We start from the raw sequence: 24,398 nt of genomic DNA, 5'->3' as shown, positions 1-24,398 counted from the left end.
CGCTCAAAAAATTCAAGGAGACAGATGATGGCCAAGCTACTCATCCATAACGGAAGTGCGCGTTCTGCGCTGGCAAATGGTGTCGCGAAACTTGCTGCAGCGGTAGAGCCGACGCTCGGGCCAAAGGGGCTCAATGCAATGATAGATCGTCCCGTGGGCACGCCGATCGTGTCCAGGGACGGGGTCACGATCGCTTCGGAGATCGAATTGACCGACCGGTTTGAAAACATGGGAGCCCAGGTCGTACGCGAAGTGAGCATGCAAACCAACGAGGTCGCGGGAGACGGAACGACAACGGCCATTGTGCTGGCGAACGCGCTGATACAAAAGGGCGTTGAGATCACGGCGAATGGCGTCAAGCCCGTCGACCTTTGCAAAGGTATCGAGCTTGCCGTTTCAGGGATTGTCGAGGGTCTTGACGAGTCGTCCCGCTCCTGTGAGCAACATCCGGAATACCTGAGAGCGGTTGCGCGCGTTTCCGCATCGGACCCCGAACTGGGCGCACTGGTGGCCGAAGCCTTCGAGCGCGTCGGAAACACCGGAATAATTTCTGCCGATTTCGGCGTGACCATCGACACGACGTTGGAAATTATCGAGGGAATTTCCTTCGACCGCGGCTACATCTCGCATCACATGGTGACTGATCAGGAGCAGATGGAAGCTGTTCTTGAGAACCCGTTGATCTTGATGACGGATCACAAGATCCCGTCGCCGGACGTGTTGCACGAAGCGCGTGAAATTGCCAAGTCTGCCGGTCGGCCCCTTCTTGTTGTTGCAGAAGAAATCGCACCGGAAGTGGTTGTCAGTCTGCTGGACGACGGTGGTCCCGGAAAATACCTGATTGTGCACCCGCCAGAATACGGTCATTGGCGTTCAGCGATGATGGATGACCTTGCAATTCTCACCGGTGGCGAGGTCATATCCAAGGGACTGGGCAAGAAGGTCGAGGACGTAACGCTCAAGCAATTGGGCGGGGCGAGAAAGGTAAGAGTATCCGCCTCGTTGACCAGCATCATTCAAGGCGAAGGAGACCCGGATCTCGTTGCCGCACGTCGTGCCCAGGTTCAGCGTCAGATCGAGGTTGCCCCGCCGAATATCGAGCAGGACAAACTGCGTGAGCGTTTGTCCAAGCTGACCGGTGGAACAGCCGTCATCTACGCCGGTGGTTTCACGCCCGTCGAACAGAAACGCAAGATCCAGCTGATAGATGACGCGCTCTCGGCCGTGAGGGCTGCTTCCGAGGATGGTGTCGTTGCCGGCGGTGGCACGGCGTTGGCGCAGATTGACTGGGTTCTGCAGGATCTCGCCTCCGACAACGAAGCCGATGTCAGGGCCGGTGTCGAACTCGTTCGCTCGGTATTGACGCGTCCAGTCGCCAGGATCGCCAGCAATGCCGGTGCGGATGCCGATTCAGTTGTTGCCTCGGTCACGTCCGCGGCGCCGGGACAGGGGTTCAACGCCGAAATCGGCGAATTCCAGGACATGTTCGAAGCAGGTGTAATCGACCCGGTACGTGTGACGGCGAGTGCGTTGGTAAATGCGACCTCGGTAGCGACGCTGATACTGACCACGGAAACCCTGATCGGTGACCTTGACGAAGGCGAAGCGGATCCGACTGCAGGTCCGGCGCTGGGTGGCGGGGCCGAACTTCTGGGACGCGCATAAGAAATCAATTCGGGCGCATTCGCGTTCTGCGCCCGTCGACCTCATTCCTGCGGAAGGAACCTGTTATGAAAGCTGCTAGGCTTTATGAATATGACCCGGCAATGAATGTCCAACTCAGCATTGAAGATGTTGCACCGCCGACGATCAACGCAGCTGATGAAGTTGTCGTAAAAGTGGGGGCGGCCGGCTTATGCCGCACGGACCTGCATATCATTGAAGGGGTGTGGAAGGACATCATGGATGTCGAAGGGAGCCTCTTGCCATACATTATGGGCCACGAGAATGCCGGTTGGGTAGAAGACGTCGGCAGCAACGTGAAATCCGTAAAACCTGGTGATGCGGTGATCGTACACCCTCATAGAAGTTGCGGAATTTGCCTGAATTGCCGGTATGGCCACGACATGTATTGCGACCACGGGCAATTTCCGGGGCTCGGACTGGATGGCGGTTTCGCGGAATATTTCCTGACAAACGAAAGTTCACTGATCAAACTGAACACCAATGTCACTCCTCTGGATGTGGCGCCGATGGCTGATGCCGGTATTACCGCCTATCGTGCGGCAAAACGGGCAGCCGGTCTCGTTTACCCGGGAGCATATGTCACCGTCCTGGGCGTGGGCGGGCTTGGACATATTGCGATCCAGTGTCTGAAACACCTCTGTGGTGCCCGCGTCATTGCGGTGGATCGTGAGCCGGGCGCGCAGGCACTTGCCCGGGATCTGGGCGCTGATGTTGTGCTCGACGGCGGGCCCGACCTGATCGAACAGATCAAAGATATCACCGGTGGCGGAAGTCAGGTGGTGATCGATTTTGTCGGCGAACTGGGCGTGGAGAACATCTGCTGGAAATTGCTGCGCCAGGGCGGGGAATTGATTGTTGTCGGGTATGGCGGACAGATCGAAGTTCCAACGGTTGAACTTGTTGTAAACGAAATAAAAATCGGCGGCAGCCTCGTCGGAGACTATACCGAGTTGGTTGAATTGATGGAGCTGAATGCCGATGGCTTGGTGAAGATGCACTACACTGAGTATTCGCTGGACAACATCAATGCGGCGATTGACGATTTCAAAAATCGCAAGTTCACTGGCCGAGGTGTGATCGTTCCGTAAGTATAGTAGAATATGATTTGTGGGCGACATTCAGTATCATCTCTGTCGCCCACTAGTATTCTGGATTTTTTTTTCGGTACTGTTGTTTTGTATTTCAAATTTGCAGTACGCATATAACGCGTTCTATTTTCCTCGTTCAAGCCCGTATAACTTTATCTTTCGATAGAGAGTAGGGCGTGAGATGCCCAACGAGGCGGCAACTTTGGACAGATTCCCGTTTTCAAGTTCAATTGTCCGCTGTATCGCGATTGATTCAATGTCGTCGAGGTTGAGCTTGTCAGCAGGTACCGGTACGTGGCCGGCTGGCAGGATCATATCGTCATCCGGAGATGTGATGTCCGGTGGAAGATCCCACATGGAAATCCGTTCGCTCTTTGCCAGCAGGCACAGTCTTTCGATGGTGTTTCTGAGTTCGCGTACATTTCCAGGCCAGCGATAGGTGCCGAGTGCCGTTCTTGCGCTGTCGTCGAAGGTCAGCAGAGGACGTCCGAACTTGCGCGATAAAACCCCATTGAACTGATCGACAAGCAGTTGAATGTCGTCACCTCTTTCGCGAAGGGGCGGGACTTCAATGACAATCGCGCTGATCCTGTAGAAGAGATCCCGTCGAAAATTGCCTTCTTCGATGTCGTTGCGCAGATTTCGGTTGGTCATTGCGACCAGCTGAACATCAATTGCGCGCCGCCTGTTACATCCGATGCGATAGACCGCTCGCTGTTCCAGCGTCCGCAGCAGATAAGATTGCAGTTCCAGCGGCATGTCGCCGATTTCGTCGAGACATATCACACCGCTGTTTGCCAGTTCGAACTTGCCGACCTTCCCTTCTCGCAACGCACCAGTGAAAGCGCCGGCGACATGTCCAAACAGTTCGCCACCGATCAGGTCGCTGGAAATGGCCGCGCAATTGACAGCGACATAGGGAGCGTTTTTCTTCTTGTGGTGGCTGTGAATCAGACGGGCGAACAGTTCCTTGCCGACGCCGGTTTCCCCTTGAACCAGAACAGTAACATTCGCTTCTGCCGCCCGGCGCGCATAGTCCATGGCTTCGAGCATTCTCGGGCAATTGCCGATAATCTCGATTTCATCTTCCTCGACGCCACTGCGCGCCGAGATTTTTACACTCTGGGACCTGGCCGCGGGTTTCTTTGATTGGGAGTCGCCAGGCAGGATCAGAACAGCGCCGCGAGTTTCACCGCCGGTCTTGAGAAGTTCGACGCCCTTGATGACCAGTTCACGTGGAATAGCTTCGGCAAGTTGCCCGTCGGTCATTTCCGGTTTCATGGCCAGCAACTTCCGGCCGATCACAAGATCCTGCTTGCGTCTGGAGGAAATCTTGTCGGTGTTCCGGTTGTAAACGATCCGTCCAGCCCGGTTGAGGAGAACGATGCCGTCGGTACTGCTGTGCGTAGAGGGCGAGTCGATGAGAGCTTCCAGAAGAAGTGTCCTTTCTTCCCGCAGTCCCTCTGCCAGGGCAATTTCAATCTCGCGTGCTGCGGCAACAACAAGCGCGAGATTGTGCGGTCGGAAAATGGCCGGCGGCCCGGACAGATCCAGTACTCCGGCGATACTCTTGTCTAGGGGGTCGAATATTGGCGCGGCGGCGCAAGTCCACGCCTTGATACCCACGCAAAAATGTTCGGATGCATGAACGTAGGCTGGTGTTCCCGTGCTCAATGCGGTTCCGATACCGTTCGTCCCGATGACGCCTTCCGCCCAGACGCCCCCGATTTCCAGCTGAATGTCACGTCCTGCGTCTATTGTCTCCGGATCGCCAATTGCCTCGATAATTGTTCCATTCTTGTCCGTTAGGATCAAAATGGCTCCGGATTCGGCCAAGTGCGGTGCGAGTCGTGCAAAGGCGGCCCTTGCGGCAATGACAAGCGTCTGGTTTTTCTGGGTCAGCGTGAAAATATTTTCAGCGGTAAGCTTTTTGGGAGAGGCTTGCGACAGCGCACTGATCCCGAGGTCTTTGCTTCGATCCCAGGACTTCAGTATTTCCGGTCGTACACCTGCAAGTCCGCGTTCGATTTCATTGGTATCCAGCCGACCTTCAACATACTGCTCCCAGGAGCGCATCGTTTGGCGTTCGGCATTGATTGAATTCGTCTCGCGCTTCTTGAAGCCGGCGTGATTCTGTGTCGTGAAATAGCTCGTTGGCATGTTGTCTCGCGTCCCTGACAAGTAGCAATTCTGAGCGTGAATTTTTTGTCCCTCCCTCAATTCGGGGTCAGGGGACCTGCAGTCTTTTCCGGATAACGTCGAGCATTTTTTCTTCGACTTCGGGGGATTCTATGACGACGCCGTCCAGATCACTCAAGGAGTGTTCAATCTCCTCGTCGACGGGTGAAATGAACCCGTTCTTCTTCGTTGACAAGGCGAAGTAGCGAAGAGAGTCCCGTTCCCGGACCTCGCCCAGAAACAATATCTGTTTTCCGGACTTGGTATCCATCACAAACACGCGCCCGTTCGGGCTCCGGCGCAATCGCGGTTCCGGTTCTTCAGGCGTTCTTGAATTGTCTAGGAAATGAAAAACCAGACCGTCAGGTTTGGGCTCCTGCCGCGATTCCTTCAGAAGCTGCCGCGATCGGCTGAAACCACCATTGCTTATCTGGTCAGCGAGCCGATGAATCGTGGACCTGTTTTCGTTGATCAGGCGTTTGGCGGCCACATCTTCACGCCTCGGTCCGTCCTTCTTGGAGATTATTTCGACCAATTTCTTCTCTCCCTACTTGTAACTTCGGTGCCGAAATCATCAATTTGACTATTCGCACCAACTTCGTTGCCGCATCGAAGCGGTTTCTTGTTCTTTCGACGTATCACCAAATATTCAACGGTGACTAACAAATAAAAATACAGCAAATTTAGGGGGAAATTGAGCAAATTACGTGAGAATGCTCCGCAAAGCGGTGCTAATTGAACGTACTATGCTCCCATGTTAACGCTGTTGACGGACATTTGAAGTTTATGTTTATTTCACAAAGTCGTCAGCACGTGCTTGATTGCTTCATATTTTACTTGTAAATTTTCCGAATGTCTATGATTTGTTCGTAAAAACACTTAATTTTTTTTATTATATAATTTTTGGAACAAATACGAAGGCGGCAGATGGCAGTGCGTATTGTGGTGGCTTTCTTTTATCCGGAGCTCTGGGTGAATGTTTCGACAAATCATTGTTTGATTGAGGTTATTTTGGGAACGTCGGAGTGTGGTGTGCTGTCGTATCACCGCCAGGATGGAGGCACTGAGTGAACAAGGGCGCGCCGGGAATAGTCGCAAACCTGCCGGATGAGTCGAAACTCACGCTTCCGGGCGGAGTGCTTCGCCTCAGACCCACATTGCCAAAGGACCGTTTGCCAATAGCTGTTGCGCTTTCCGATGAACGTGTGTCCCGATATCTCGCAGCACTGCCTTGTCCATTGGACGATCGGACATTGACCGAATACATGGATTTCCTGTGCGGCTCCGGGCAGGTATCGAGAACACTGGAGTTGAATGGTGAATTTACCGGCATTGTCTCGCTCTCGGACCAGATAATGTTTTGGGTTGCTCATGAGTATTGGGGTCAGGGTATTGCGAGCAGCGCTGTAAACTGGTTCGTGGATCATCATTTCGCTTGCCCTGACGGACTCTCGCTCAAAGCTGAAGTTCATGTTTCAAACGCTGGATCAATATACCTCTTGGAACGGTTGGGGTTCGAACGAACGGAACGAGTGAAGCGCCGGTTTTCCTTTGTTTCCGAAACAATTGAAGAGTTTCTGGTTCTCGTTCTTTCGAAATCTAACTGGTCAAACCTCGCACAATGCAACGCGAATGAAACGTGGTCCCGGTTCAAGTGAGCGTAACTTCGATGGAACCGTTGAAGGCCGGCCCCTTGTTGACGACATTTTTATGCAGGACCCTTGTTACGACACCGGTCAGTTCTTTTCCGTCCACAAAGTCGAACAAAGAATAAACACTGCCCAATTGTGGTATGCAAACCGCGGCTGCAGATGTCACGGAAGAACGTGTGACTTCGATTCCGCCTTCTATCTTCACGATCGTAAGTGTTGTTTCGTAGTTACTTTCAGATACATTGTGTGACATGTCGCCAGCCGCTTGTTTTGGATTTTGTCCGTTTCTTTATTCGGGGCCTAGTAGGGCGAATTTCGGTCAAAAGTCATGATCCTCGGTGACGATGGATGTGATCCGGTGACAACGGTTACGCACCGCCAGCAAGGCCTTTGGCGTTTAGGTCCGTATGCTTCAAGGCTCCCCAGGTAGTTTGGATATGCTGATGCTTCTCTTTTCCGCAGGTTCATGTGCATGAAACCTCCGGAAATGTCTGGTTGGGGTAAACTAAGCTCCAAGCTCTCACTTGCTGCGCTCCGTAAGTTTGCGTGTTGAACATAGTATAAATAGAATATAAAATCAACAATTGGAGAATATTTAAACTTTAAACTGATAAAGATATCGAAGTGTAGATTTTTTACTACACGAAATAAAGTAAAAGTGTATAGAAAAGTTACAAAATTGGTGGTGCGTGGCGCTGATTCTGAAAAGAATGTAAAGAAACGTTACATATGGCGTCTTTATGATCAGCCACGTGTGAGTGGCCGGTCCTTTGCACGCCAGACCACTCGTGGCCCTTCAGGGGTGTTGCCCGGAGGCGACACTTTGTTTTCGCGATCAAAAAACATTCTGGTGTTGAGCTTGTCACCCGCAGGCTAGGCGGCAATCCTGAAACCGATCTGGTTGGTGAAGCTGGAAACGACGTCCCGAGTGAAGAGGCGATGCGACACGGTCATGACGTGGTGTGCTGCGCACGGCCATGTCCAGGTGAGCCCGGTCAGTGTCGTGAACCATTTGCTCCTCAAACAACCGGAGAGTGCGAACGGGTTACCATCCAACCCGCCGTCTCATGGCAGGGCGTGCCTGTTATTGCCCGCTTTCAGGACGTCTTGCACAGTGGGCTCCACACACGCTTCAAGCTCATGTGATCCTCGTCCATTGAAGTGGTCCGAGGCTGGAAACCACTGCGCAGACCCGGGTAATTGAAAGAACGATCAGTATTCAAACGGAGAGGTTGTGATCCTCCGACCAAGGGAATACGCGTCGCAGACATGAATGAACGGGGACATGTCCATGTCGCTTGCACCGTTTCGAACCAGCTCGGACATCCTGGCATAGAGGTTCGGGTACTCGTTGTTGGAACCGCTCTTGATCAGCTCTCCGTTGATTTCGAGCTTTTCTCCTCCCAGCGACAATCGGGCGTCGCCGTCGGTGGTTTCAATTTCAATATCCCATGTCTGCAGGCCTTCTTGCCGCCAATCGAAAACTGCAGTCATTTCGGCTCCATTTGGATCAGTAAACTTGAGTTTGGCGGCGATCGGTGTGGCCCGGTTTTCCGGGTACTCCAGCATTGCTTCACAGACATGAACCGCATGAGGCAGGATCTCGGTCATGATCGACAGCGCATTTATGCCTGGGTCAAAGACACCCATGCCGCCCGGTTCCCAGATCCATTCCTGCCCGGGATGCCAATGTCGGACGTCTTCCTTCCAGACAATCGCGAGACGCTTGAGCTCTCGAGAGGAGAGCCAGGATTTCAGGTGAGGTACACAATCCGCAAATCTGGAATGCCAGGTTGCAAAGATTGAGACGTCCATTTCACGAGCGAGCGCTTCAAGCGCAAAACACTCCGCCAGACTTTGTCCCGGTGGCTTTTCGAGCATGACATGTTTGCCAGCCTTGAGGGCTGCTTCGGCATACGAAAATCGGGGTTGGGGCGGAATGGCGAGCGAGATCGTCGAAATGTCCGGCCGCTCCTCCAGCAAGGCCTCAAGCGTTTCAAAGGAGGCGACACCGTCAACCGATGCGTGACGGCTGACCGTTGCCTCGAGCGACCAGTTTGGGTTGCCGGATATTGCCGGAATATGCTGGTCTCGAGCGATCTTTCCGATGCCGACCAGCGCGAGTTTTTCTACCATCAATGTGAATCCTTCGGTACAGCGGAGCCCCGGCAACCCTTGAGAAAATCGAAATCGGCACCGGTATCTGCTCCTTGCACATGATCGTGAAAGAGACGGGCATATCCACTTTCCGGAACAATGTGAGTGGGTGTCCAGGCATCCAGCCGCTTTTGCAATTCTTCGTCGGAAACTTCCAGGTGAAGTCGGCGGTCGGGAACATCCAGTTCAATAAAATCTCCGGAACGCACGACGGCCAGCGGGCCGCCTGCCGCAGCCTCCGGCGCAGTATGCAGAACGACCGTTCCATAAGCCGTACCTGACATTCTCGCATCGGAAATCCGGATCATGTCTGTAATACCCTTCCGCAGGATTTTGGGAGGCAGGCCCATGTTTCCGACCTCGGACAATCCTGGATAGCCCTTGGGGCCGCAGTTCTTGAGCACCATGATGCAAGTCTCGTCGATGTCGAGGTCTTCATCGTTGATCCTGAGCTTGTAGTCGTCAATGTCTTCAAAAACGACCGCCCTGCCTCGGTGCTTCAAAAGGTTTGGCGACGCTGCCGAGGGCTTCAATACGGCGCCATTCGGTGACAAGTTGCCTTTGAGAACCGCTATGCCACCCTGATCGGTCAAGGCTCTTTCAACTGGCACGATCACATCCTCGTTCCAATTCTTGACACTCTTGACCTGATCCCAGATTGTCTCGCCGGAAGCTGTGATGGCTTGCTTGTTGAGCATTCCGGCCTCGCCGAGACGTTTGATCACAACAGGCAGACCGCCGGCGTAGAAAAATTCTTCCATCAGATATTTGCCGGAAGGCATAAGGTCGACGATCGTTGGTACGTCGCGCCCAAACTCGTCCCAGTCGTCAAGCGTGAGATCGATCCCGACGCGTCCGGCAATTGCCAGCAGGTGAATGACGGCGTTGGTTGATCCGCCGATCGCCCCGTTGGTCCGGATCGCGTTTTCAAAAGCTTCCCTGGTCAGGATATCCGACGGCTTCAGGTCGTCCTTGACCATCTGAACGATGCGGCGGCCGGTCAGATGCGCCATGACACGTCGTCGGCTGTCGACGGCGGGAATGGCGGCATTTCCGGAGAGCGCCATTCCAAGGGCTTCTGCCATCGATGCCATGGTAGAGGCCGTGCCCATGGTGTTGCAGCTGCCGGGCGACCGACTCATGGATACTTCGGCTTCGAGAAATTCCTCTCGGGTCATCTTGCCTGCCTTGACGGCCTCTGAAAACTTCCAGAGATGGGTTCCTGAGCCTACTCTTTCACCGTGGAACCAGCCATTCAGCATCGGCCCGCCGGAGACGGCAATCGCTGGCAGGTTCACGGAGGCGGATCCCATGAGCAGGGAGGGTGTCGTCTTGTCACAACCAACGAGCAGAACCACGCCGTCGAGAGGAGCCCCGCGTATGGCTTCCTCAACATCCATGCTCGCGAGGTTTCGGAACATCATGGCTGTTGGCCGCAATGTACTCTCACCCGTCGAGAAAACGGGAAACTCGACGGGAAACCCGCCCGCTTCATATATTCCGTGTTTGACGCGTTCGGCGAGGTCGCGCAGATGAGCATTGCACGGCGTGAGTTGTGACCATGTATTGCAAATGCCGATGACCGGACGTCCGTCAAACAAGTCGTCCGGCAATCCCTGGTTTTTCATCCAGCTGCGATGATAAATATTATCCCGGCTGGTGCCGCCAAACCACTCCGCGGATCTCAGTTTCCTCGGCCATTTTGCTGGTTGGAAAGTCATTTTTCCTAAAGCACCCTGACCGCAGTCATGCCGCTGTCCCTGACTTCAAAGGTCAACCGGTTTTTCAGCGGCACACCGAATCCTTTTGCTGCAATTTCAACAACATCCCCGTCAATGCAAGAAATACCGTCAGCGAAGGAGAGCGTAGCCGTTCCGAACATGTGGACATGAACATCACCTGGCTGGCAGAACAGGTCGTACTTGAAGTGATGATGTTCCAGGTTGGCCAGGGTGTGAGACATGTTGCTTTCGCCGGACAGGAACGGTTTCTGCCAAAGGACCGATCCATCGCGAATTAGCCGGCTGGTTCCCTCAACATGATCCGGCAGGTCTCCGACGAGCATTTCCGGTCCGAAGGAAGCAGGGCGCAGTTTTGAATGGGCCAGATAAAGATAGTTCTGCCGCTCCATGACGTGATCGGAGAATTCGTTCGCCAGCGCGAACCCGACCCGGTGAGGCGTCCCATCCGGGCCAATGACATATGTCCCGGCGATTTCGGGCTCCTCGCCGCCGTCGTCACAAAACCCGGGGCTGACCAGATCGCTGCCGGGAGCGACGGCACTGGTTCCGTTGCCTTTGTAAAACCACTCCGGTTGCACCCCGGCGTGACCATTGGTCGGCTTGCCGTTCTTCAACCCCATACGGAACATTTTCATGGAATCCGTCAGCTGGGTCTCGTCCGTCTCTGTCTTGGCGTGCATAGCATCCCGGGTTGCGGCCGAGCCCAGGTGGGTGAGGCCCGTTCCAGTCAAGTGCATGTGGGCCGGATCCGGGTGGTGAAGAGGAAGGAGCAGGCGGCCGTCTTCCGACAGTTTTTCAAGGTCCACAGCCGGCCCCAGTTCGTGGGAGCGAATACTCTCGGCCAGACATTGACCACTCCCGATTGCATTCATGACGAGCTGATAGGTCGACGAAACCCCTTTGAGGATACCTGCTTCGCTGCCGTTGCGCACAACAACGGCGCAGTTTCCTTCTGTATCCAGGATCTGTGAGAGCAGCATTTGACTATCCTTGCTTGTTCTTGTTGTAGACGTCGAAAATCACGGCGGCGAGCAGGACAAGCCCCTTGATCATCTGCTGGTAGTCTATGCCGATGCCCATGATCGACATCCCGTTGTTCAGGACACCCATGAGGAAAGCACCGACAACCGCGCCGATAATCGTGCCAACGCCACCGGACATTGAAGCACCGCCGATGAAGACCGCGGCTATAACGTCCAGTTCCAATGCAAACCCGGCCTTCGGGGTTGCCGTATTCAAACGGGCGGCAAAGACCAGGCCCGCCGCGGCAGCGAGGACCCCCATATTTGTGAAGGCAAGGAAGGTGAGCCTTTCTGTCTTGATGCCGGAAAGTTTGGCGGCCTTTTCATTGCCGCCGAGCGCATAGATGCGGCGGCCGATAGTGGTCGTCTCGGTGATGAAGGCATAGATGATCGTCAGCACACCCATCGTTATCAGGACGTTGGGCAGTCCGCGGAACAGCGACAGTTTGTACATGACGAAAATGAGTGCTGCGGCGACAATGATATTGCGCGCAAAGAAGAATATTTTCGGCTCATCCTCGATACCGTAAAGCCGGTTTTGTGCCCGCTGGCGAAGACCGATCCAGACAATCATGGCTGCTGCTGCGATACCGGTGAACAGCGCCAGCATGTTGACATGCTTGACACGACGGATCTCGAGTAGATTGGCTAGGGAGTCGCCCCAGCTTACGGGAAAGATATCGGGAACAAATCCTGTTGCCAGAATCTGAAACTCCTTCGGGAACGGTCCGACGGACTGTCCTTCCAGCAACCAGAGCGAAAGACCTCTGAACACCAGCATCCCGGCAAGCGTCACGATAAAAGAGGGGATTTTCCAATAGGCAACCCAATAGCCTTGCGCCGCTCCTATGATGCCACCGACGCATAGACATGCAACAATGGTCAGCGGAACCGATTGATCCAGGTTGACAATCATCACGGCAGCCAGTGCGCCGATGAAGCCCATGACCGACCCGACCGACAAATCGATATTTCCCGAAACGATTACAATCAGCATGCCGAGTGCCATGATGATGATATAGGAATTCTGCAACAGCAGATTGGTGACATTGACCGCACGCAGCAGGGTGCCGTCGGTGACGATCTGGAAAAACGCCATCACTGCAATGAGGGCGAACAGGAGGCCGTATTGTCTCAAATGCGACGACAGGTATTGCCCGATGCTTTTCGTCTTTACCTGTGGCGCAGGATTTGTATCGCTTTGTGCCAAGTCCATGACTAAACTCTATTCGTTTACTATGAGCGACATGATGCGCTCCTGGCTTGCGTCTTCGGCATTCAGTTCACCGACAAGAGCACCTTCGTTCATCACGTAAATCCGGTCGCACATTCCGAGCAGTTCCGGCATTTCAGAAGAGATCATCACAACGCCTTTGCCTTGGTCCGCCAGGTCGTTGATAATGGTGTAGATTTCGTACTTGGCTCCCACGTCGATCCCCCGGGTGGGCTCGTCAAGGATCAGGACTTCGGGTTCCGTGAAGAGCCACTTGGCCAGAACGACTTTTTGCTGATTGCCACCTGAAAGGTTCACCGTTTTCTGGAACACCGATGGCGTTCGAATCGCCAGGGCTTTCTTGAACTTTTCGGCGACCTTCGTTTCGTCATTCCGCTTCAGGACAGATCCTGAGGATACGCCCTCAAGATTTGCCAGAGTGGTGTTGAATCGGATTGTCTCATCGAGAACCAGGCCAAGCGATTTCCGGTCTTCCGTGACATAGGAAATACCCGCACTTATTGCCTTGTCGACGGTACTGACATCTATTTCGTTGTCGTTCAGTTTCACCGAACCCGAGATATTGCGGCCATAGGACCGACCAAATATGGACATCGCCAGCTCGGTGCGACCGGACCCCATGAGACCGGCGATACCGACAACCTCACCGGCGCGAACGGCAAAGGAGACATCGCGTATGACCTGTCGCCCGGTGTGCTCCGGATGCCAGACATCCCAGTTCTTGACCTCAAGCAAGAGCTTTCCCGGACTGCGTTGGTGTTCCGGGAATCGGTGCGTCATTTCTCGCCCGACCATGTCGCGAACAATCTCGTCCTCGCTCAATCCGGCCTTGGCATCCAAACGGGAAACAGTCATGCCATCTCTGATGACTGTGACCGTGTCTGCGACGTAGCGGACTTCGTTCAGCTTGTGCGAGATGATGATGCTGGTGACACCTTGCGCTTTCAGCTCGAGCATCAGGTCCAGAAGTTTTCGGCTGTCGTTTTCCTGAAGCGCGGCAGTCGGCTCGTCCAGAATGAGAAGCTTGACCTGCTTGGAGAGCGCTTTGGCGATTTCCACAAGCTGCTGTTTTCCCACGCCGATATTGTCCACCAGTGTGGACGGTGCTTCGGCCAGTCCAACTTTTGCAAGAAGCTCTTCGGTACGCCGGTTGGTTTCCCGCCAGTTGATCACACCACTTTTGGCGCGTTCGTTGCCCAGGAAAATGTTCTCGGAAATGGAGAGTTGGGGCACCAGTGCCAGTTCCTGGTGAATGATGATGATACCCTGGCGTTCGCTGTCTGAGATGTTGGCAAATTGCGCCGGTGCTCCATCAAACTGTATTTTGCCGTCATAGGATCCGTGGGGATAAACACCCGAAAGTATTTTCATGAGTGTGGATTTCCCCGCGCCGTTTTCGCCAACGACTGCGTGAATCTCACCTTGCTGAACATCAAGATTGACCTGGTCGAGAGCTTTGACACCCGGAAAGGTCTTGCTGATGTCTTGCATCGACAGGAGTGCCATCTACTCCGATCTCCGTGTTCCAAAAAAACCCGCCCGCAACTGAAGGGTTGTGAACGGGTCTTTTGCCGGGCCAAACTTACTTGACTTGATCAGCCGTATAGTAACCGCTGCCGATGAGGACATCTTCCCAGTTGGAAGCATCGACAGCCACCGGCTCCAGCAAATAGGACGGAACCACCTTGACACCGTTGTCATAGGTTTTGGTGTCGTTGATTTCAGGTTCGCCGTTATTGAGGATGGCCTCAACCATTCCGACCGTGACGCGGGCAAGTTCGCGTGTGTCCTTGAAGACGGTTGAGTGTTGCTCGCCGGCAAGAATGGACTTGACGGATGGAACTTCGGCGTCCTGTCCGGAAACAATCGGCATGTCAAGGTCGCCGGAACCATAGCCGACGCCTTTGAGCGACGACAGGATGCCGATGGAGAGGCCATCGTAAGGGCTTAGTGCACCATGCAGTTGTTTGTCGGTGTAGTGGGCGGAAAGGAGGTTGTCCATGCGCGATTGGGCGACAGCGCCGTCCCAGCGAAGTGTTCCGACAGTGTCCATGCCCATCTGGCCCGAAACGATGTTGATGGTGCCCGCATCGATGAGTGGCTGAAGCACCGACATCGCGCCGTCGTAGAAGAAATAGGCGTTGTTGTCGTCCGGAGAGCCGCCGAATAGTTCAACATTGTAGGGACCGTCGCCAAAGCGCTCTTTCAGGCCGTTGACCAGCGAAGTTGCCTGCTGAACACCAACCTTGAAGTTGTCAAAGGTCGCATAATAGTCGACGTTGCCGCTGTCACGGATCAACCGGTCATAGGCAATGACCTTGATTCCGGACGCAGCTGCGTTTTCCAGGGCGTTGGACAGCGTCGTTCCATCGATCGCCGCGATTACCAGAACATCGACACCTTTGGTGATCATGTTTTCGATCTGCGCCAACTGATTTGGAATATCGTCTTCCGCATACTGAAGGTCGGTTGAATAGCCCGCGGCCGTGAACTGCTCGACCATTGAGTTCCCATCGGAGATCCAGCGGGCGGACGACTTGGTTGGCATGGCGATGCCGACCGCACCCTTGTCGGAAGCGAAAGACACGCCGGACATCAGTGTTGCTGCCGCAGCGGCCGCAATCAGCGCTTTGGAAAAGAATTTCATGTGTTCCTCCCTGGTCAGCACAATACCGACCCTAAAATGACGGGCATCCCTAGATGCCGTTCTCAAACTTGCGAAAAGACACATGACCGTCAAATCATTCTTTGCTATCAAAGCTTACCGAAAAAGATATGATTCAGAGGGCGCAGCTTGGCACTGGACTTGTTACGGCGTGGAATGAAGATTTCGCATTTGCGGCTGTTGGCGGAGCTCGTTCGCCAAAGCCGATTGACGGATGCTGCGTCCGCATTAGGGATCACGCAGCCCGCGGCATCGCGCCTCATGTCGGAAATCGAACATGTTGCGGGCGCTGAAATCTATGTGCGCAGCGGGCGTGGTATCGAGTTGACCGAAGTCGGCCGGAAGCTGGGCGAGCGCTGCGTCAGGGTGCTTCAAGAACTGACCGATGCCGCACTGGATGTTGAACACCACGTTTCCGGACAGAGGGGGCATGTGAACATCGGGTCGGTCACGGGGCCAGCGGTGGAATATGTCTTGCCCGCCATCCGGCATATCCGTTTGAGCTATCCGGAAATATCCGTTTCGGTTGAGATCGGACCAAGTGTGGTACTGGCGCCAATGCTTGAAGACGGACGGCTGGATTTTTCGCTGAGCCGTGTTCCCCTGAACGCGGATCCGGACCTTTTCGACGAGCGGCCCTTGCGCCGTGAGCCGGCATGTATGGTTGCGCGGTTGGATCATCCCCTGACGCGTCACTCAACGCCTGTGACGGCGAGTGCCCTCCTGGGGTTTGACTGGGTGTTTCCCCCGGTCGGCGCCCCGATCAGAACAACTGCGGAATGCGCGCTTCGCGACATGGGGCTTCAGCTTCCGCCCAAAATCCTGACGACGTCATCGTTTCTTTTTACACTCGCAACCATTCAACGTTCGAATGCCATCGGACCAGTTGCCCGGTCCGTCGCGGAAAGTTTCGCGTGGTTGCCGGACGGGTCACCAGGCTCAATAGGCATATTGGAGACAGAACTGTCCTTGTTCGTGGAGACTTATTCCTTCCTGACTCGAAAAGGCCAGGTTCCCACCGCAGCCGCGCAGATCGTGTCGCGGGAAGTCCTTCGTGAAGTCAACGGAGAAAAGGTACAGGCCTAGGTCTCGGCAAGGTTGGGCCGGTCTGCAAGGCACATATTGACCTGGACATCTGTGCCGTCACCTCGCGTCAGAGTGGGCCCGTCACCGACGGACGGGTTTCGACGGGCTGTTCGGCGAAAACGGGCATTCACAAGCGCGGTGCACGAGGCTGCGGGCGGCTCGGAGTGGTCATTCAGGCGGGTCCGGCCAATGTCCGCATTGAGCCCAGGGCGACCATGAGAGGCAACTGTCAAGTTGCCTCTCATGGTCCATCGCGCCGAGGTCAGTCAGACCGTCAAGCTGATGTTGAACTTGTTTCCGTCTGGGTCACGAAAATAGCCACCGTAAAAGTGCTTGCCCCGATTGCCCGGGGCTCCTTCATCGGTTGCACCGAGCTCAATCGCTAGAGCATGAACGGCATCGACTTGATCTTGATCCTTTGCTGCAAGCGCAACCATGGTACCGTTTCCGTGAAAAGCAGTCTCGCCATCGTAAGGCGTGGTCACGATTATCTTGGGTTTTTCAGGTCCAAAACTATAGGCGATCATGTTGTCTAGGCTAAAGGCGCGCGTGCCGTTTATTGCGCAAAACAGCGCATCGAAAAAAGTTGCGGAAGCAGCAAGGTCATTTGACCCAACAGTAATATAGCTAATCATGATTTTTCTTTTTGCATGAGTAATTACTGCGCCCTACGAGGTGGCGCACTGTAAAACCAAAGAGTGGTTTGCTTGGAGATACTCAGGCAATCATGCGTGCACCGTATCTGCCCAATGACGGATTGGCAACGTCCGCCTCGTCCGCACAGAAGTCATCTGGCGATTGACAAAACACACCACCCGACACGCACCCGATGACTAGATTGGATACTTTGAAACTGATTTTGAAAACCGCGAAATTTATTCTGGTAGGGTCTTGTGTACCGAAAACGCTATCACTTTACGTGATATGGCGGACAGAGAGGGATTCGAACCCTCGATACGGTTGCCCGTATACACGCGTTCCAGGCGTGCGCCTTCAGCCACTCGGCCACCTGTCCATCCGAAGCAGCACCGTAGCCCCGCTTGAGTGCCGCGCAATATACTCAGCTATAGGTCAAGTGCAAGCGCCTGAACGAGTTTTTTTTGAACGGGTGCCAACCTGTGGAACATGGCTCGGATCAATCGGCTCTGACACGATCGTCGGTGGCCCAAAATCCGATTTGTTGCAGGAAAACTCACAAGAATGTGTTGTACGTCAATCTTTGTACAATAGAATTGCGCTATTACCTTAAGTCAGCGCACGGCATTTTCCATTTTTCGATGTGTCTGGCGGAAGAACAAAATATGTGCTCGACGAAAAAAATTTTTATAAGGTCAGATATCAAAATGTTCAGCGTATTGAAATTTATATTCCGTCTGACGGGACTGGCATTGCTTGCCGTCGCTATTATTGCCGGCATCTCCGACGCCAGCACGTCGATTGCCCAGTCTCAGGTTCAACTCCAGCCGCTGGGGCAACTCCTGTTCAGTCTTTTCCCCGATACTTTCCCGATCCTTCAGCCTGCCATCGAGCGTCACATCCATCCCGCGCTCTGGGATCCGGTGTTGCTGACACTCATGACCTGGCCGGTCTGGGCGGTATTCGCGCCGTTCGGTTTGCTGTTTCTGTGGCTCGGCGCGAGGCGCCAGCGTTACCAGACACAGTTCGCCTGAAGGAGCCGGCGGAACAGACTGAAGGCGCACCAGGGGACACTCCTGCGTGATGCCTCTTGGAATGTCGGCGCGAGTGCGCCACATTGCGGTCAATGATTGTGACAGTGCTCCTTCCCTGTCTGGTTTGCCGGGGAGGGGGCTGTTCTTATGGGAGATCCGCAATGTCCTTCATGACCATGTTGACCAAAAAGTTCTCCTTGCCCGGAAAGGAAGAGGCCCTTCCCGGGCGTACGGTGGCAATCGCGCCGTCCGAAGCGCATTTTGTGAACGGAAAGTCTCTCAACGGGCCTTATCCGGACGGAATGAAGACCGTGCTTTTGGGCATGGGATGCTTCTGGGGGGCCGAAAGGCTGTTCTGGCAACTGCCGGGAGTTCATGTAACCGCCGTCGGTTATGCGGGTGGTCATACCGCCAATCCCACATACAATGAAACCTGCTCCGGCCGGACGGGACACACGGAAGCGGTTCTTGTCGTTTACGATCCCGATGCGATCCGCTTGGAAGACCTGTTGAAGGTGTTCTGGGAAAGTCACGATCCAACGCAGGGCATGCGTCAGGGCAACGATACGGGTACGCAGTACCGCTCGGCAATCTATGTCAATTCGCCGGAAGACCTTGTTCTTGCCGAGCACACACGCGATGCCTACCAGGTGGCCCTGAACCAGGGTGGTGTTTCCGCCTCGATCACCACGGAGATCCGGGAACTGGATACGTTCTATTTTGCTGAAGATTATCATCAGCAATATCTTGCCAGGAATCCTGCCGGATATTGCGGCATAGGGGGAACCGGCGTTGCGTGCCCCGCCGCAGGCTGACCGTTGATCTGAAAACGATTTCTGAAGTCGAGTGCGCCGCAGTCCAGTGACTGCGGCGCTTCTGTTTCGCCGCACGGCATATGTAAATTTTACGAGAGATATACTTCGTATCTGTTTCGGGGTTTTCTCGCGTTACGCTTTGATTCTTGAAAAAATTACTGATTTCAATGCTCTAACTTCGATAATTCAGCATTTATTAAAATTACCGCGCAATCGTCGGCACGAGTACAGGGGTGCCGGGGGTTGATTCGATGACACGCTCCGCAAAGATCTTCGCGGGAGCCTATTTTCTGGGATGTTGTTCCCTGATGTTGCTTGCGTCGCTGGCGCCGGGCGGCAAAGGCCCCGTCGCGGTATTTGCAAAGCCCTGGGGCAAGCCGGCTTTGGAAGTAATAGCAGGCGCGGAAGGCCAGATCATTTTCATACGAGATGGCACCTGGGTGGCGCTGACCGAATCCCCCGATCCGCAGTTTATCGACCGGCTCTATCGCGCAGGAGCCGGTTTTGTCGCCTCGACCGCCATCGCTTATGCATGCGCGCGCTGGTCAGGTGTTTCACTGGAGAAGTCTATATGAGCGATAGTTTGGCAGGACTTTCGGGCCTGGATTGCTTCCGGGAACGGTTTTCAAAGATCGTCATCTATTTCACGTGGTTCAATGTTGCTCTCGTTGCGATGACCGCGTGGTGGTTTGGAAACGTTTCCTTCGTTGTCGTTGCAGGTGCGGCACTCGCGCTTGGTGTGGCCGCAACTCTTTCCTGGTTTAAATTCGGTGCCGGCACCGAAACACGCCTGGCGACGTCAATGTCCCTGGCCGGCCTGGTCGCGCTGTTCGTCGCGGCACTTTCGGTGCCTGCCGGACAGAACTCGTTTCAGCTCGACGGCCACATGTATTTCTTCGCTGTGCTGGCAATTCTGGCAAGCTGGGTCGATTGGCGCGCTCTTGTTGCCTATGCCGCGGTTGTTGCCGTTCACCATCTGGCTCTGAATTTCATGATGCCCTGGGCAGTGTTCCCGAATGGCGCGGATTTCACGCGCGTTGTTTTCCACGCCGTCATCGTTGTCGCCGAGGTTGGTGCGCTCTGGTGGATGACCAACTCGCTGGCAGCAGCCTTCACCGCGTCCGACCAGGCGCGCGAAGAAGCCGAAAGGGCTCAGGCCGAGGCATTCCACTTGCAGGATGAAAACTCCAGGCACGCTGAAACGGAGCGCGCGAAACAGGCAACGATCGAACACAGGATCATGGCCTTCCAGGAAGAGGTTGCGGCCAAGCTGGATGGGGTGAGTGTCAAGGTCGAGGAAATGCGCGGGTCTGCGGAAGAGCTGGGATCTGTCGCCCAGGATACCACCGGCCGCGCGATTTCCGTGTCCGATGCGTCCGAAACAGCATCGTCCAACGTGCAGATGGTCGCTTCGGCTGCCGAAGAGCTGTCATCCTCTATCGCCGAGATCTCGCGTCAGGTCGAACAGACCACCAGCATCGTGATGCAGGCAACTGACAATGCGCAAACCAGCAACAGGAAAGTGGCTGGTCTGGCGGAAGCTGCCAATCGCATCGGTGAAGTAGTCACGCTGATCCAGGCAATTGCCGAACAGACGAACCTGCTCGCTCTAAACGCCACGATCGAGGCGGCACGCGCAGGCGAAGCAGGCAAGGGTTTTGCTGTGGTTGCCGCAGAAGTGAAGGAACTCGCCACCCAGACCTCAAAGGCGACCGAGGAGATTGGTGCCCAGATTTCGGCCATTCAGGCGGAAACCAAGGATGCGGTTGAATCCATTGGCGCTATCGCCGCCACCATGGATGAAGTCAACAGCTACACCGCCGCGATCGCGGCCGCCGTCGACGAGCAGGGTGCAGCTACACAGGAAATCTCCCGCAATGTTGCGGAAGCTGCTGACGGAACAGGACGGGTTGCGGAAAACATCGGCGGTGTCCGCGAATCGGTCGAACGCACCAGCCAGTCGGCTTCTTCCATGGCCGAGGCAACCGAAGTGCTGGATGCGGAAACCTCTGACATGCGCCGTGCGATCGACACGTTCCTGGACGACGTTGCGGCGGCATAAGACAACCCGTCACAGACAGGGACCTGTGTGTGACGTTTGTTGCAGTTACCAAAAAAAGACGTCTGCAATTGATCTGGCCGGCTATCAATCAGCCGGCCAATTTTTTATCCTGCCGAGAGAAAACTTGACCTGATGTCGCTTGGATGTCATGAGCCGCTCTTTACGAGCCACTTGAGCCATCTGAAACAGGGCACATTATGGTCGATAATTCTGCATCCATCGGAAATCGGCACGGAAGATGTCTGTAAGCGCGCTAAAGTCCGGATCGGTATTGCTTCTGGATCTCCTGAAGCAGCGCTCGGCAATGCACTTTTTCGACCCTGTCGAGATCGTCACCTGTTCGGCGCTCGAAGACGTGACGGATTGCCTGGCAAGACTGGAGGCCGTCCAGGCGGAGGGCAAGTTTGCCGCCGGGTACATGGCTTATGAACTCGGCTTTGCCTTCGAGGAGAAACTAAAGCGTCGGTTCAGGCACACCGGAGACCCGCTCCTCTGGTTTGGCGTTTATGAAAATGTCCGGGAACTGGGCCTTGATGAAGCCCGCGAGATGCTGGAAACGGCAGCCGAAGGCAAAGATGCTTTCGTGCAGCGGCCGGACTTCGATATGGACAGGTCAGGTTACGGCAAGGCGTTTGAGCAGGTTCGCTCGCATCTCGCCAAGGGAGACATCTATCAGGTCAATCTGACGATGAGGGCAAGATTCGCGCATGAGGGGACACCGGAAAGCCTGTTTCTGGATCTGATGCGGCGGCAGCCTGTCGAGTTCGCTGCGTTTGTCCGGACGGGCGACAGAACGGTTCTTTCCCTGTCGCCGGAGCTCTTTCTGGAGCGTGAAGGTACCTGCCTGCGGACCCGTCCGATGAAAGGCACTGCGCCACGTGGCCGTTTTGCGTCGGAAGACGTCAGGATTGCCAGGGAACTTGCAAGTGATCCCAAGCAGCGCTCGGAAAACACCATGATCGTCGACCTGATGCGCAACGACCTGTCGAGGATCGCCGATACGGGCACCGTCAGGGTCACGAAACTTTGTGATGTCGAGCGCTACCCGAGCCTTCACCAGATGACATCGACCGTGGAGGCCCGTGTCCCCGAAAGTGTCGGCTTTTCCAGCGTGATCAAACATCTGTTTCCGTGCGGGTCGATCACAGGTGCTCCGAAACTGAGCGCCATGCAGATCGCGCACAATCTGGAAAGCGGACCACGCGGTGTCTATACCGGATCCATCGGCTGCCTGGCGCCCGGTGGTGATTTTCGTTTGAACGTCGCAATCCGCACGCTTGTGCTGCGCGACGACGGCACCGGAGAAGCGGGAACCGGATCCGGTGTTGTCTTCGATTCCGGAGCCGCACCAGAATATGACGAGTGCATTCTCAAGCTGAAATTCATGACTGAGGATACGCCAGACTTCGAGCTGATCGAGACCATGGCCTTTGATCCCTCCGAAGGCTACCTGCTGTTCGAACGGCATTTGCAGAGACTGCACAAATCAGCGGCTTACCTCGGTTTTCGGTGTGACCTCGACGGCGTGCGCCGGGCTTTGCTCGACACGTCGTCTGAATTCACGGGACCGCGCCGTGTCCGCCTCCTTCTGAACGCCGACGGCGGCGTTTCCATCACATCGACCGACCTGACACCGGTTGATCAGACGACCGTCTTCAATCTGGTTCTGGCACGGGAAAAAACACTCTCAACGGATCGCTTCCTCTATCACAAGACGACCAACAGGGCGTTTTATGACGACACCCGGAAACGCTACCAGGCCGAAACCGGCTGCCAGGAAGTCCTGTTCAGGAACGAGCACGGTAATCTGACCGAGGGCAGCTACATGACACTCTTCCTGAAAAAAGACGGCGAACTTCTGACGCCTGCGCTCGAACATGGCGTACTGCCGGGCACGCTGCGCGCCGGCTTGCTGGAGCGCGGCCTTGCCCGGGAAGCAGATCTCACTGCCGAGGACCTGGCAACCGCCGAGGAAATCTATGTCGGCAATTCGGTAAGGGGGCTCGTCCGGGGTCGTCTTCTGTCGGCAGCGCAGTCTGAAGAGACAGACCAACCGGAAAGCGAAGCTGTCGCCGTTGCCAGGCAGGCCGGCTAACGCAAATCGCGGCAGCCGAATGCTGGTCACTCGGCTGTATCTCCAGCGTTTGCAAGAGCGCCCTGTCTTGCCCTTCTTTTCGCGTCGGAACTGGCATCCAGGTGTCCTCCACTGACCCCCGGATGCGCGCACAACAGGTATCAAACAGACCAGCCAGCGGTTCAATCCACCCGACTGGCGGCGGCGGTCTTGAACTCGCACGCAGACAGCAAGGATCCGGTGAATTGCCTCAGATTGATCCTGCTTCGACCATGTAATTGTTCGCGCTGCACATCGCCGCGTCGTCAGACGCAAGGAAGAGAACCATGCGGGCAACATAAACAGGATCGATCAGATCCGGGAGACATTGACGCGTGCGATGGGCTTCCAGTGCTTCCGGAGTTGCCCAGAGTTCTTTCTGCCGCACGGTCATTATCCAGCCAGGAACCACGGTGTTGACGCGGATGCGGCTTTCGCCGAGGTCCCGGGCCATGGTGCGTGTCAGTCCATGCACGGCGGACTTGGCGGTGGCATAGGCCGGGAAACCACCCCCGGCTTCCCACCACGAATTCGACCCCATGTTAATGATCGAACCGCCTCCTCGTTCCATCATGCCCGGTGCGACGGCCTGGATCGCGAAAAACATGTGGCGAAGATTTGTGGCCTGGCGCTCGTCCCAGTATTCAGGCGTCACGTCTTTCCAATCGTGTCGGTCATCTCGTGCCGCGTTGTTGACAAGGACATGCGCTGGCCCGAGACGGTCCGTCAATTTCGTGAGCGCGGATTGCATTGCCCCAATGTCGCGAAGATCGCAGATTTCATACGTGACATTTTCTTTCGAAGCGGCAATTGCCTCGCTCGCGGTTTCATCCAGATCCAGAAATCCGACACGGGCGCCTTGCGCGGCGAATGCTTCTACAATTTCGGCGCCGATGCCCTGGGCACCGCCCGAAACCAGAACGGTCTTGTCTTTCAAACTCGGATAAATGGCAAAGTCTGGCATCGAGATATCTCATTTGTTGCGGTTCGAGAACTGCACTTGCAGCCAAGGACAGTGAAAATATTCGCATGGTAAGCTGTAGGATACCCCGGATACGTCGGCAACGATTTCGAAGTAGATATTCCGTGTCCGACCCCTCAACGACGACGAACACCGGTCTTTGTGAACCTGTCGGCACTCGCAGCAGGCACAACGCAGTTCTTCGTGCGGCCTGCCTCGATCATCCTTGTTCCAACGAAGCGGACTTTGTTTTCACAATGCATTGAT

Annotated in this window: 20 protein-coding genes and 1 tRNA gene; 9 read left to right on the top strand and 12 right to left on the bottom strand. The window is 55.1% G+C overall.

The window, feature by feature from the left end:
* Positions 1 to 27: 27 nt before the first annotated feature.
* Both LA5095_RS25550 and LA5095_RS25545 read left to right on the top strand, forming a co-directional pair.
* Positions 28 to 1,665 (top strand): molecular chaperone GroEL, encoded by a 1,638-nt coding sequence (locus tag LA5095_RS25550; protein ID WP_055120439.1) that lies wholly within the window; start codon positions 28 to 30, stop codon positions 1,663 to 1,665.
* A gap of 65 nt (positions 1,666 to 1,730) precedes the next feature.
* The gene (locus LA5095_RS25545; RefSeq protein ID WP_055120179.1) at positions 1,731 to 2,774 is read left to right on the top strand and encodes an NAD(P)-dependent alcohol dehydrogenase; all 1,044 of its coding nucleotides are present in this window, start codon (positions 1,731 to 1,733) and stop codon (positions 2,772 to 2,774) included.
* Positions 2,775 to 2,897: 123 nt separating this feature from the next.
* On the opposite strand, the gene LA5095_RS25540 is transcribed toward LA5095_RS25545, so the two are convergent.
* Together LA5095_RS25540 and LA5095_RS25535 are read right to left on the bottom strand one after the other, a co-directional pair.
* Entirely contained in the window at positions 2,898 to 4,934 is a 2,037-nt protein-coding gene (locus LA5095_RS25540) for a sigma-54-dependent Fis family transcriptional regulator (RefSeq protein WP_082442966.1), read from the bottom strand.
* 67 nt (positions 4,935 to 5,001) lie between these two features.
* Positions 5,002 to 5,487 carry a hypothetical protein gene (locus LA5095_RS25535; RefSeq protein ID WP_055120177.1) on the bottom strand — a complete coding sequence of 162 codons (486 nt, stop codon included), beginning with the start codon at positions 5,485 to 5,487 and terminating at the stop codon, positions 5,002 to 5,004.
* Positions 5,488 to 6,019: 532 nt separating this feature from the next.
* Between LA5095_RS25535 and LA5095_RS25530 the strand changes: the two genes are divergently transcribed.
* The gene (locus LA5095_RS25530; RefSeq protein WP_055120175.1) at positions 6,020 to 6,610 is read left to right on the top strand and encodes a GNAT family N-acetyltransferase; all 591 of its coding nucleotides are present in this window, start codon (positions 6,020 to 6,022) and stop codon (positions 6,608 to 6,610) included.
* On the opposite strand, the gene LA5095_RS25525 is transcribed toward LA5095_RS25530, so the two are convergent.
* From LA5095_RS25525 to chvE, 7 genes are all read right to left on the bottom strand, one after another.
* The gene (locus LA5095_RS25525; RefSeq protein ID WP_055120173.1) at positions 6,603 to 6,857 is read right to left on the bottom strand and encodes a hypothetical protein; all 255 of its coding nucleotides are present in this window, start codon (positions 6,855 to 6,857) and stop codon (positions 6,603 to 6,605) included. The genes LA5095_RS25530 and LA5095_RS25525 overlap by 8 nt on opposite strands.
* Before the next feature lie 959 nt (positions 6,858 to 7,816).
* Positions 7,817 to 8,740, bottom strand: coding sequence for a Gfo/Idh/MocA family protein (locus tag LA5095_RS25520; RefSeq protein WP_055120171.1), 924 nt, complete (start codon positions 8,738 to 8,740; stop codon positions 7,817 to 7,819).
* A complete protein-coding gene (araD, locus tag LA5095_RS25515) occupies positions 8,740 to 10,482 on the bottom strand; it encodes an L-arabinonate dehydratase (protein WP_055120169.1) in 1,743 nt (580 codons plus the stop codon). The genes LA5095_RS25520 and araD overlap by 1 nt, the downstream gene beginning before the upstream one ends.
* 5 nt (positions 10,483 to 10,487) lie before the next feature.
* A complete protein-coding gene (gene araD1, locus LA5095_RS25510; RefSeq protein ID WP_055120167.1) occupies positions 10,488 to 11,483 on the bottom strand; it encodes an AraD1 family protein in 996 nt (331 codons plus the stop codon).
* A gap of 4 nt (positions 11,484 to 11,487) precedes the next feature.
* Complete coding sequence (mmsB, locus tag LA5095_RS25505) at positions 11,488 to 12,741, bottom strand: multiple monosaccharide ABC transporter permease (protein ID WP_055120165.1); 1,254 nt, start codon at positions 12,739 to 12,741, stop codon at positions 11,488 to 11,490.
* A gap of 9 nt (positions 12,742 to 12,750) precedes the next feature.
* Positions 12,751 to 14,265, bottom strand: coding sequence for a multiple monosaccharide ABC transporter ATP-binding protein (gene mmsA / locus LA5095_RS25500; RefSeq protein WP_055120163.1), 1,515 nt, complete (start codon positions 14,263 to 14,265; stop codon positions 12,751 to 12,753).
* 76 nt (positions 14,266 to 14,341) lie between these two features.
* Positions 14,342 to 15,406: a multiple monosaccharide ABC transporter substrate-binding protein gene (gene chvE / locus LA5095_RS25495; protein WP_055120161.1), complete on the bottom strand. Its 1,065-nt coding sequence runs from the start codon at positions 15,404 to 15,406 to the stop codon at positions 14,342 to 14,344.
* A gap of 174 nt (positions 15,407 to 15,580) precedes the next feature.
* Here chvE and LA5095_RS25490 point away from each other — a divergent pair, with 174 nt between their 5' ends.
* Positions 15,581 to 16,510: a LysR substrate-binding domain-containing protein gene (locus tag LA5095_RS25490; protein WP_055120159.1), complete on the top strand. Its 930-nt coding sequence runs from the start codon at positions 15,581 to 15,583 to the stop codon at positions 16,508 to 16,510.
* 266 nt (positions 16,511 to 16,776) lie between these two features.
* On the opposite strand, the gene LA5095_RS25480 is transcribed toward LA5095_RS25490, so the two are convergent.
* Positions 16,777 to 17,145: a VOC family protein gene (locus tag LA5095_RS25480; protein WP_055120154.1), complete on the bottom strand. Its 369-nt coding sequence runs from the start codon at positions 17,143 to 17,145 to the stop codon at positions 16,777 to 16,779.
* Between the two features lie 290 nt (positions 17,146 to 17,435).
* Positions 17,436 to 17,525: transfer RNA gene (locus LA5095_RS25475), tRNA-Ser, on the bottom strand.
* Positions 17,526 to 17,853: 328 nt separating this feature from the next.
* Between LA5095_RS25475 and LA5095_RS25470 the strand changes: the two genes are divergently transcribed.
* From LA5095_RS25470 to pabB, 5 genes are all read left to right on the top strand, one after another.
* Positions 17,854 to 18,180, top strand: a complete 327-nt coding sequence (locus LA5095_RS25470) for a hypothetical protein (protein ID WP_208992858.1) — start codon at positions 17,854 to 17,856, stop codon at positions 18,178 to 18,180.
* Positions 18,181 to 18,341: 161 nt separating this feature from the next.
* Positions 18,342 to 18,995: a peptide-methionine (S)-S-oxide reductase MsrA gene (msrA, locus tag LA5095_RS25465; protein WP_144436163.1), complete on the top strand. Its 654-nt coding sequence runs from the start codon at positions 18,342 to 18,344 to the stop codon at positions 18,993 to 18,995.
* Between the two features lie 251 nt (positions 18,996 to 19,246).
* Positions 19,247 to 19,570 (top strand): hypothetical protein, encoded by a 324-nt coding sequence (locus LA5095_RS25460; protein WP_208992857.1) that lies wholly within the window; start codon positions 19,247 to 19,249, stop codon positions 19,568 to 19,570.
* Positions 19,567 to 21,057 carry a methyl-accepting chemotaxis protein gene (locus tag LA5095_RS25455; protein ID WP_055120152.1) on the top strand — a complete coding sequence of 497 codons (1,491 nt, stop codon included), beginning with the start codon at positions 19,567 to 19,569 and terminating at the stop codon, positions 21,055 to 21,057. Before LA5095_RS25460 ends, LA5095_RS25455 begins: the two co-directional genes overlap by 4 nt.
* 238 nt (positions 21,058 to 21,295) lie before the next feature.
* On the top strand, positions 21,296 to 23,152 hold the full coding sequence (pabB, locus tag LA5095_RS25450; protein WP_055120150.1) for an aminodeoxychorismate synthase component I: 1,857 nt from the start codon (positions 21,296 to 21,298) through the stop codon (positions 23,150 to 23,152).
* 229 nt (positions 23,153 to 23,381) lie between these two features.
* Here the strand turns inward: pabB and LA5095_RS25445 are convergent, their stop codons facing one another.
* Complete coding sequence (locus tag LA5095_RS25445) at positions 23,382 to 24,134, bottom strand: SDR family NAD(P)-dependent oxidoreductase (RefSeq protein WP_055120148.1); 753 nt, start codon at positions 24,132 to 24,134, stop codon at positions 23,382 to 23,384.
* Between the last annotated feature and the right edge of the window lie 264 nt (positions 24,135 to 24,398).

The organism is Roseibium album (assembly GCF_001404515.1).
GTDB lineage: Bacteria > Pseudomonadota > Alphaproteobacteria > Rhizobiales > Stappiaceae > Roseibium > Roseibium album.
This window is presented reverse-complemented; position numbering and strand designations above follow the sequence as displayed.

Coding starts and splice junctions, on each gene's coding strand:
- LA5095_RS25520 (WP_055120171.1), bottom strand. CDS start 8,740: ATGGTAGAAAAACTCGCGCTGGTCGGCATCGGAAAGATCGCTCGAGAC.
- mmsB (WP_055120165.1), bottom strand. CDS start 12,741: ATGGACTTGGCACAAAGCGATACAAATCCTGCGCCACAGGTAAAGACG.
- msrA (WP_144436163.1), top strand. CDS start 18,342: ATGTCCTTCATGACCATGTTGACCAAAAAGTTCTCCTTGCCCGGAAAG.
- LA5095_RS25550 (WP_055120439.1), top strand. CDS start 28: ATGGCCAAGCTACTCATCCATAACGGAAGTGCGCGTTCTGCGCTGGCA.
- LA5095_RS25455 (WP_055120152.1), top strand. CDS start 19,567: ATGAGCGATAGTTTGGCAGGACTTTCGGGCCTGGATTGCTTCCGGGAA.
- LA5095_RS25545 (WP_055120179.1), top strand. CDS start 1,731: ATGAAAGCTGCTAGGCTTTATGAATATGACCCGGCAATGAATGTCCAA.
- pabB (WP_055120150.1), top strand. CDS start 21,296: ATGTCTGTAAGCGCGCTAAAGTCCGGATCGGTATTGCTTCTGGATCTC.
- chvE (WP_055120161.1), bottom strand. CDS start 15,406: ATGAAATTCTTTTCCAAAGCGCTGATTGCGGCCGCTGCGGCAGCAACA.
- LA5095_RS25525 (WP_055120173.1), bottom strand. CDS start 6,857: ATGTCACACAATGTATCTGAAAGTAACTACGAAACAACACTTACGATC.
- LA5095_RS25490 (WP_055120159.1), top strand. CDS start 15,581: ATGAAGATTTCGCATTTGCGGCTGTTGGCGGAGCTCGTTCGCCAAAGC.
- araD1 (WP_055120167.1), bottom strand. CDS start 11,483: ATGCTGCTCTCACAGATCCTGGATACAGAAGGAAACTGCGCCGTTGTT.
- mmsA (WP_055120163.1), bottom strand. CDS start 14,265: ATGGCACTCCTGTCGATGCAAGACATCAGCAAGACCTTTCCGGGTGTC.
- LA5095_RS25540 (WP_082442966.1), bottom strand. CDS start 4,934: ATGCCAACGAGCTATTTCACGACACAGAATCACGCCGGCTTCAAGAAG.
- LA5095_RS25460 (WP_208992857.1), top strand. CDS start 19,247: ATGACACGCTCCGCAAAGATCTTCGCGGGAGCCTATTTTCTGGGATGT.
- LA5095_RS25470 (WP_208992858.1), top strand. CDS start 17,854: ATGTTCAGCGTATTGAAATTTATATTCCGTCTGACGGGACTGGCATTG.
- araD (WP_055120169.1), bottom strand. CDS start 10,482: ATGACTTTCCAACCAGCAAAATGGCCGAGGAAACTGAGATCCGCGGAG.
- LA5095_RS25445 (WP_055120148.1), bottom strand. CDS start 24,134: ATGCCAGACTTTGCCATTTATCCGAGTTTGAAAGACAAGACCGTTCTG.
- LA5095_RS25480 (WP_055120154.1), bottom strand. CDS start 17,145: ATGATTAGCTATATTACTGTTGGGTCAAATGACCTTGCTGCTTCCGCA.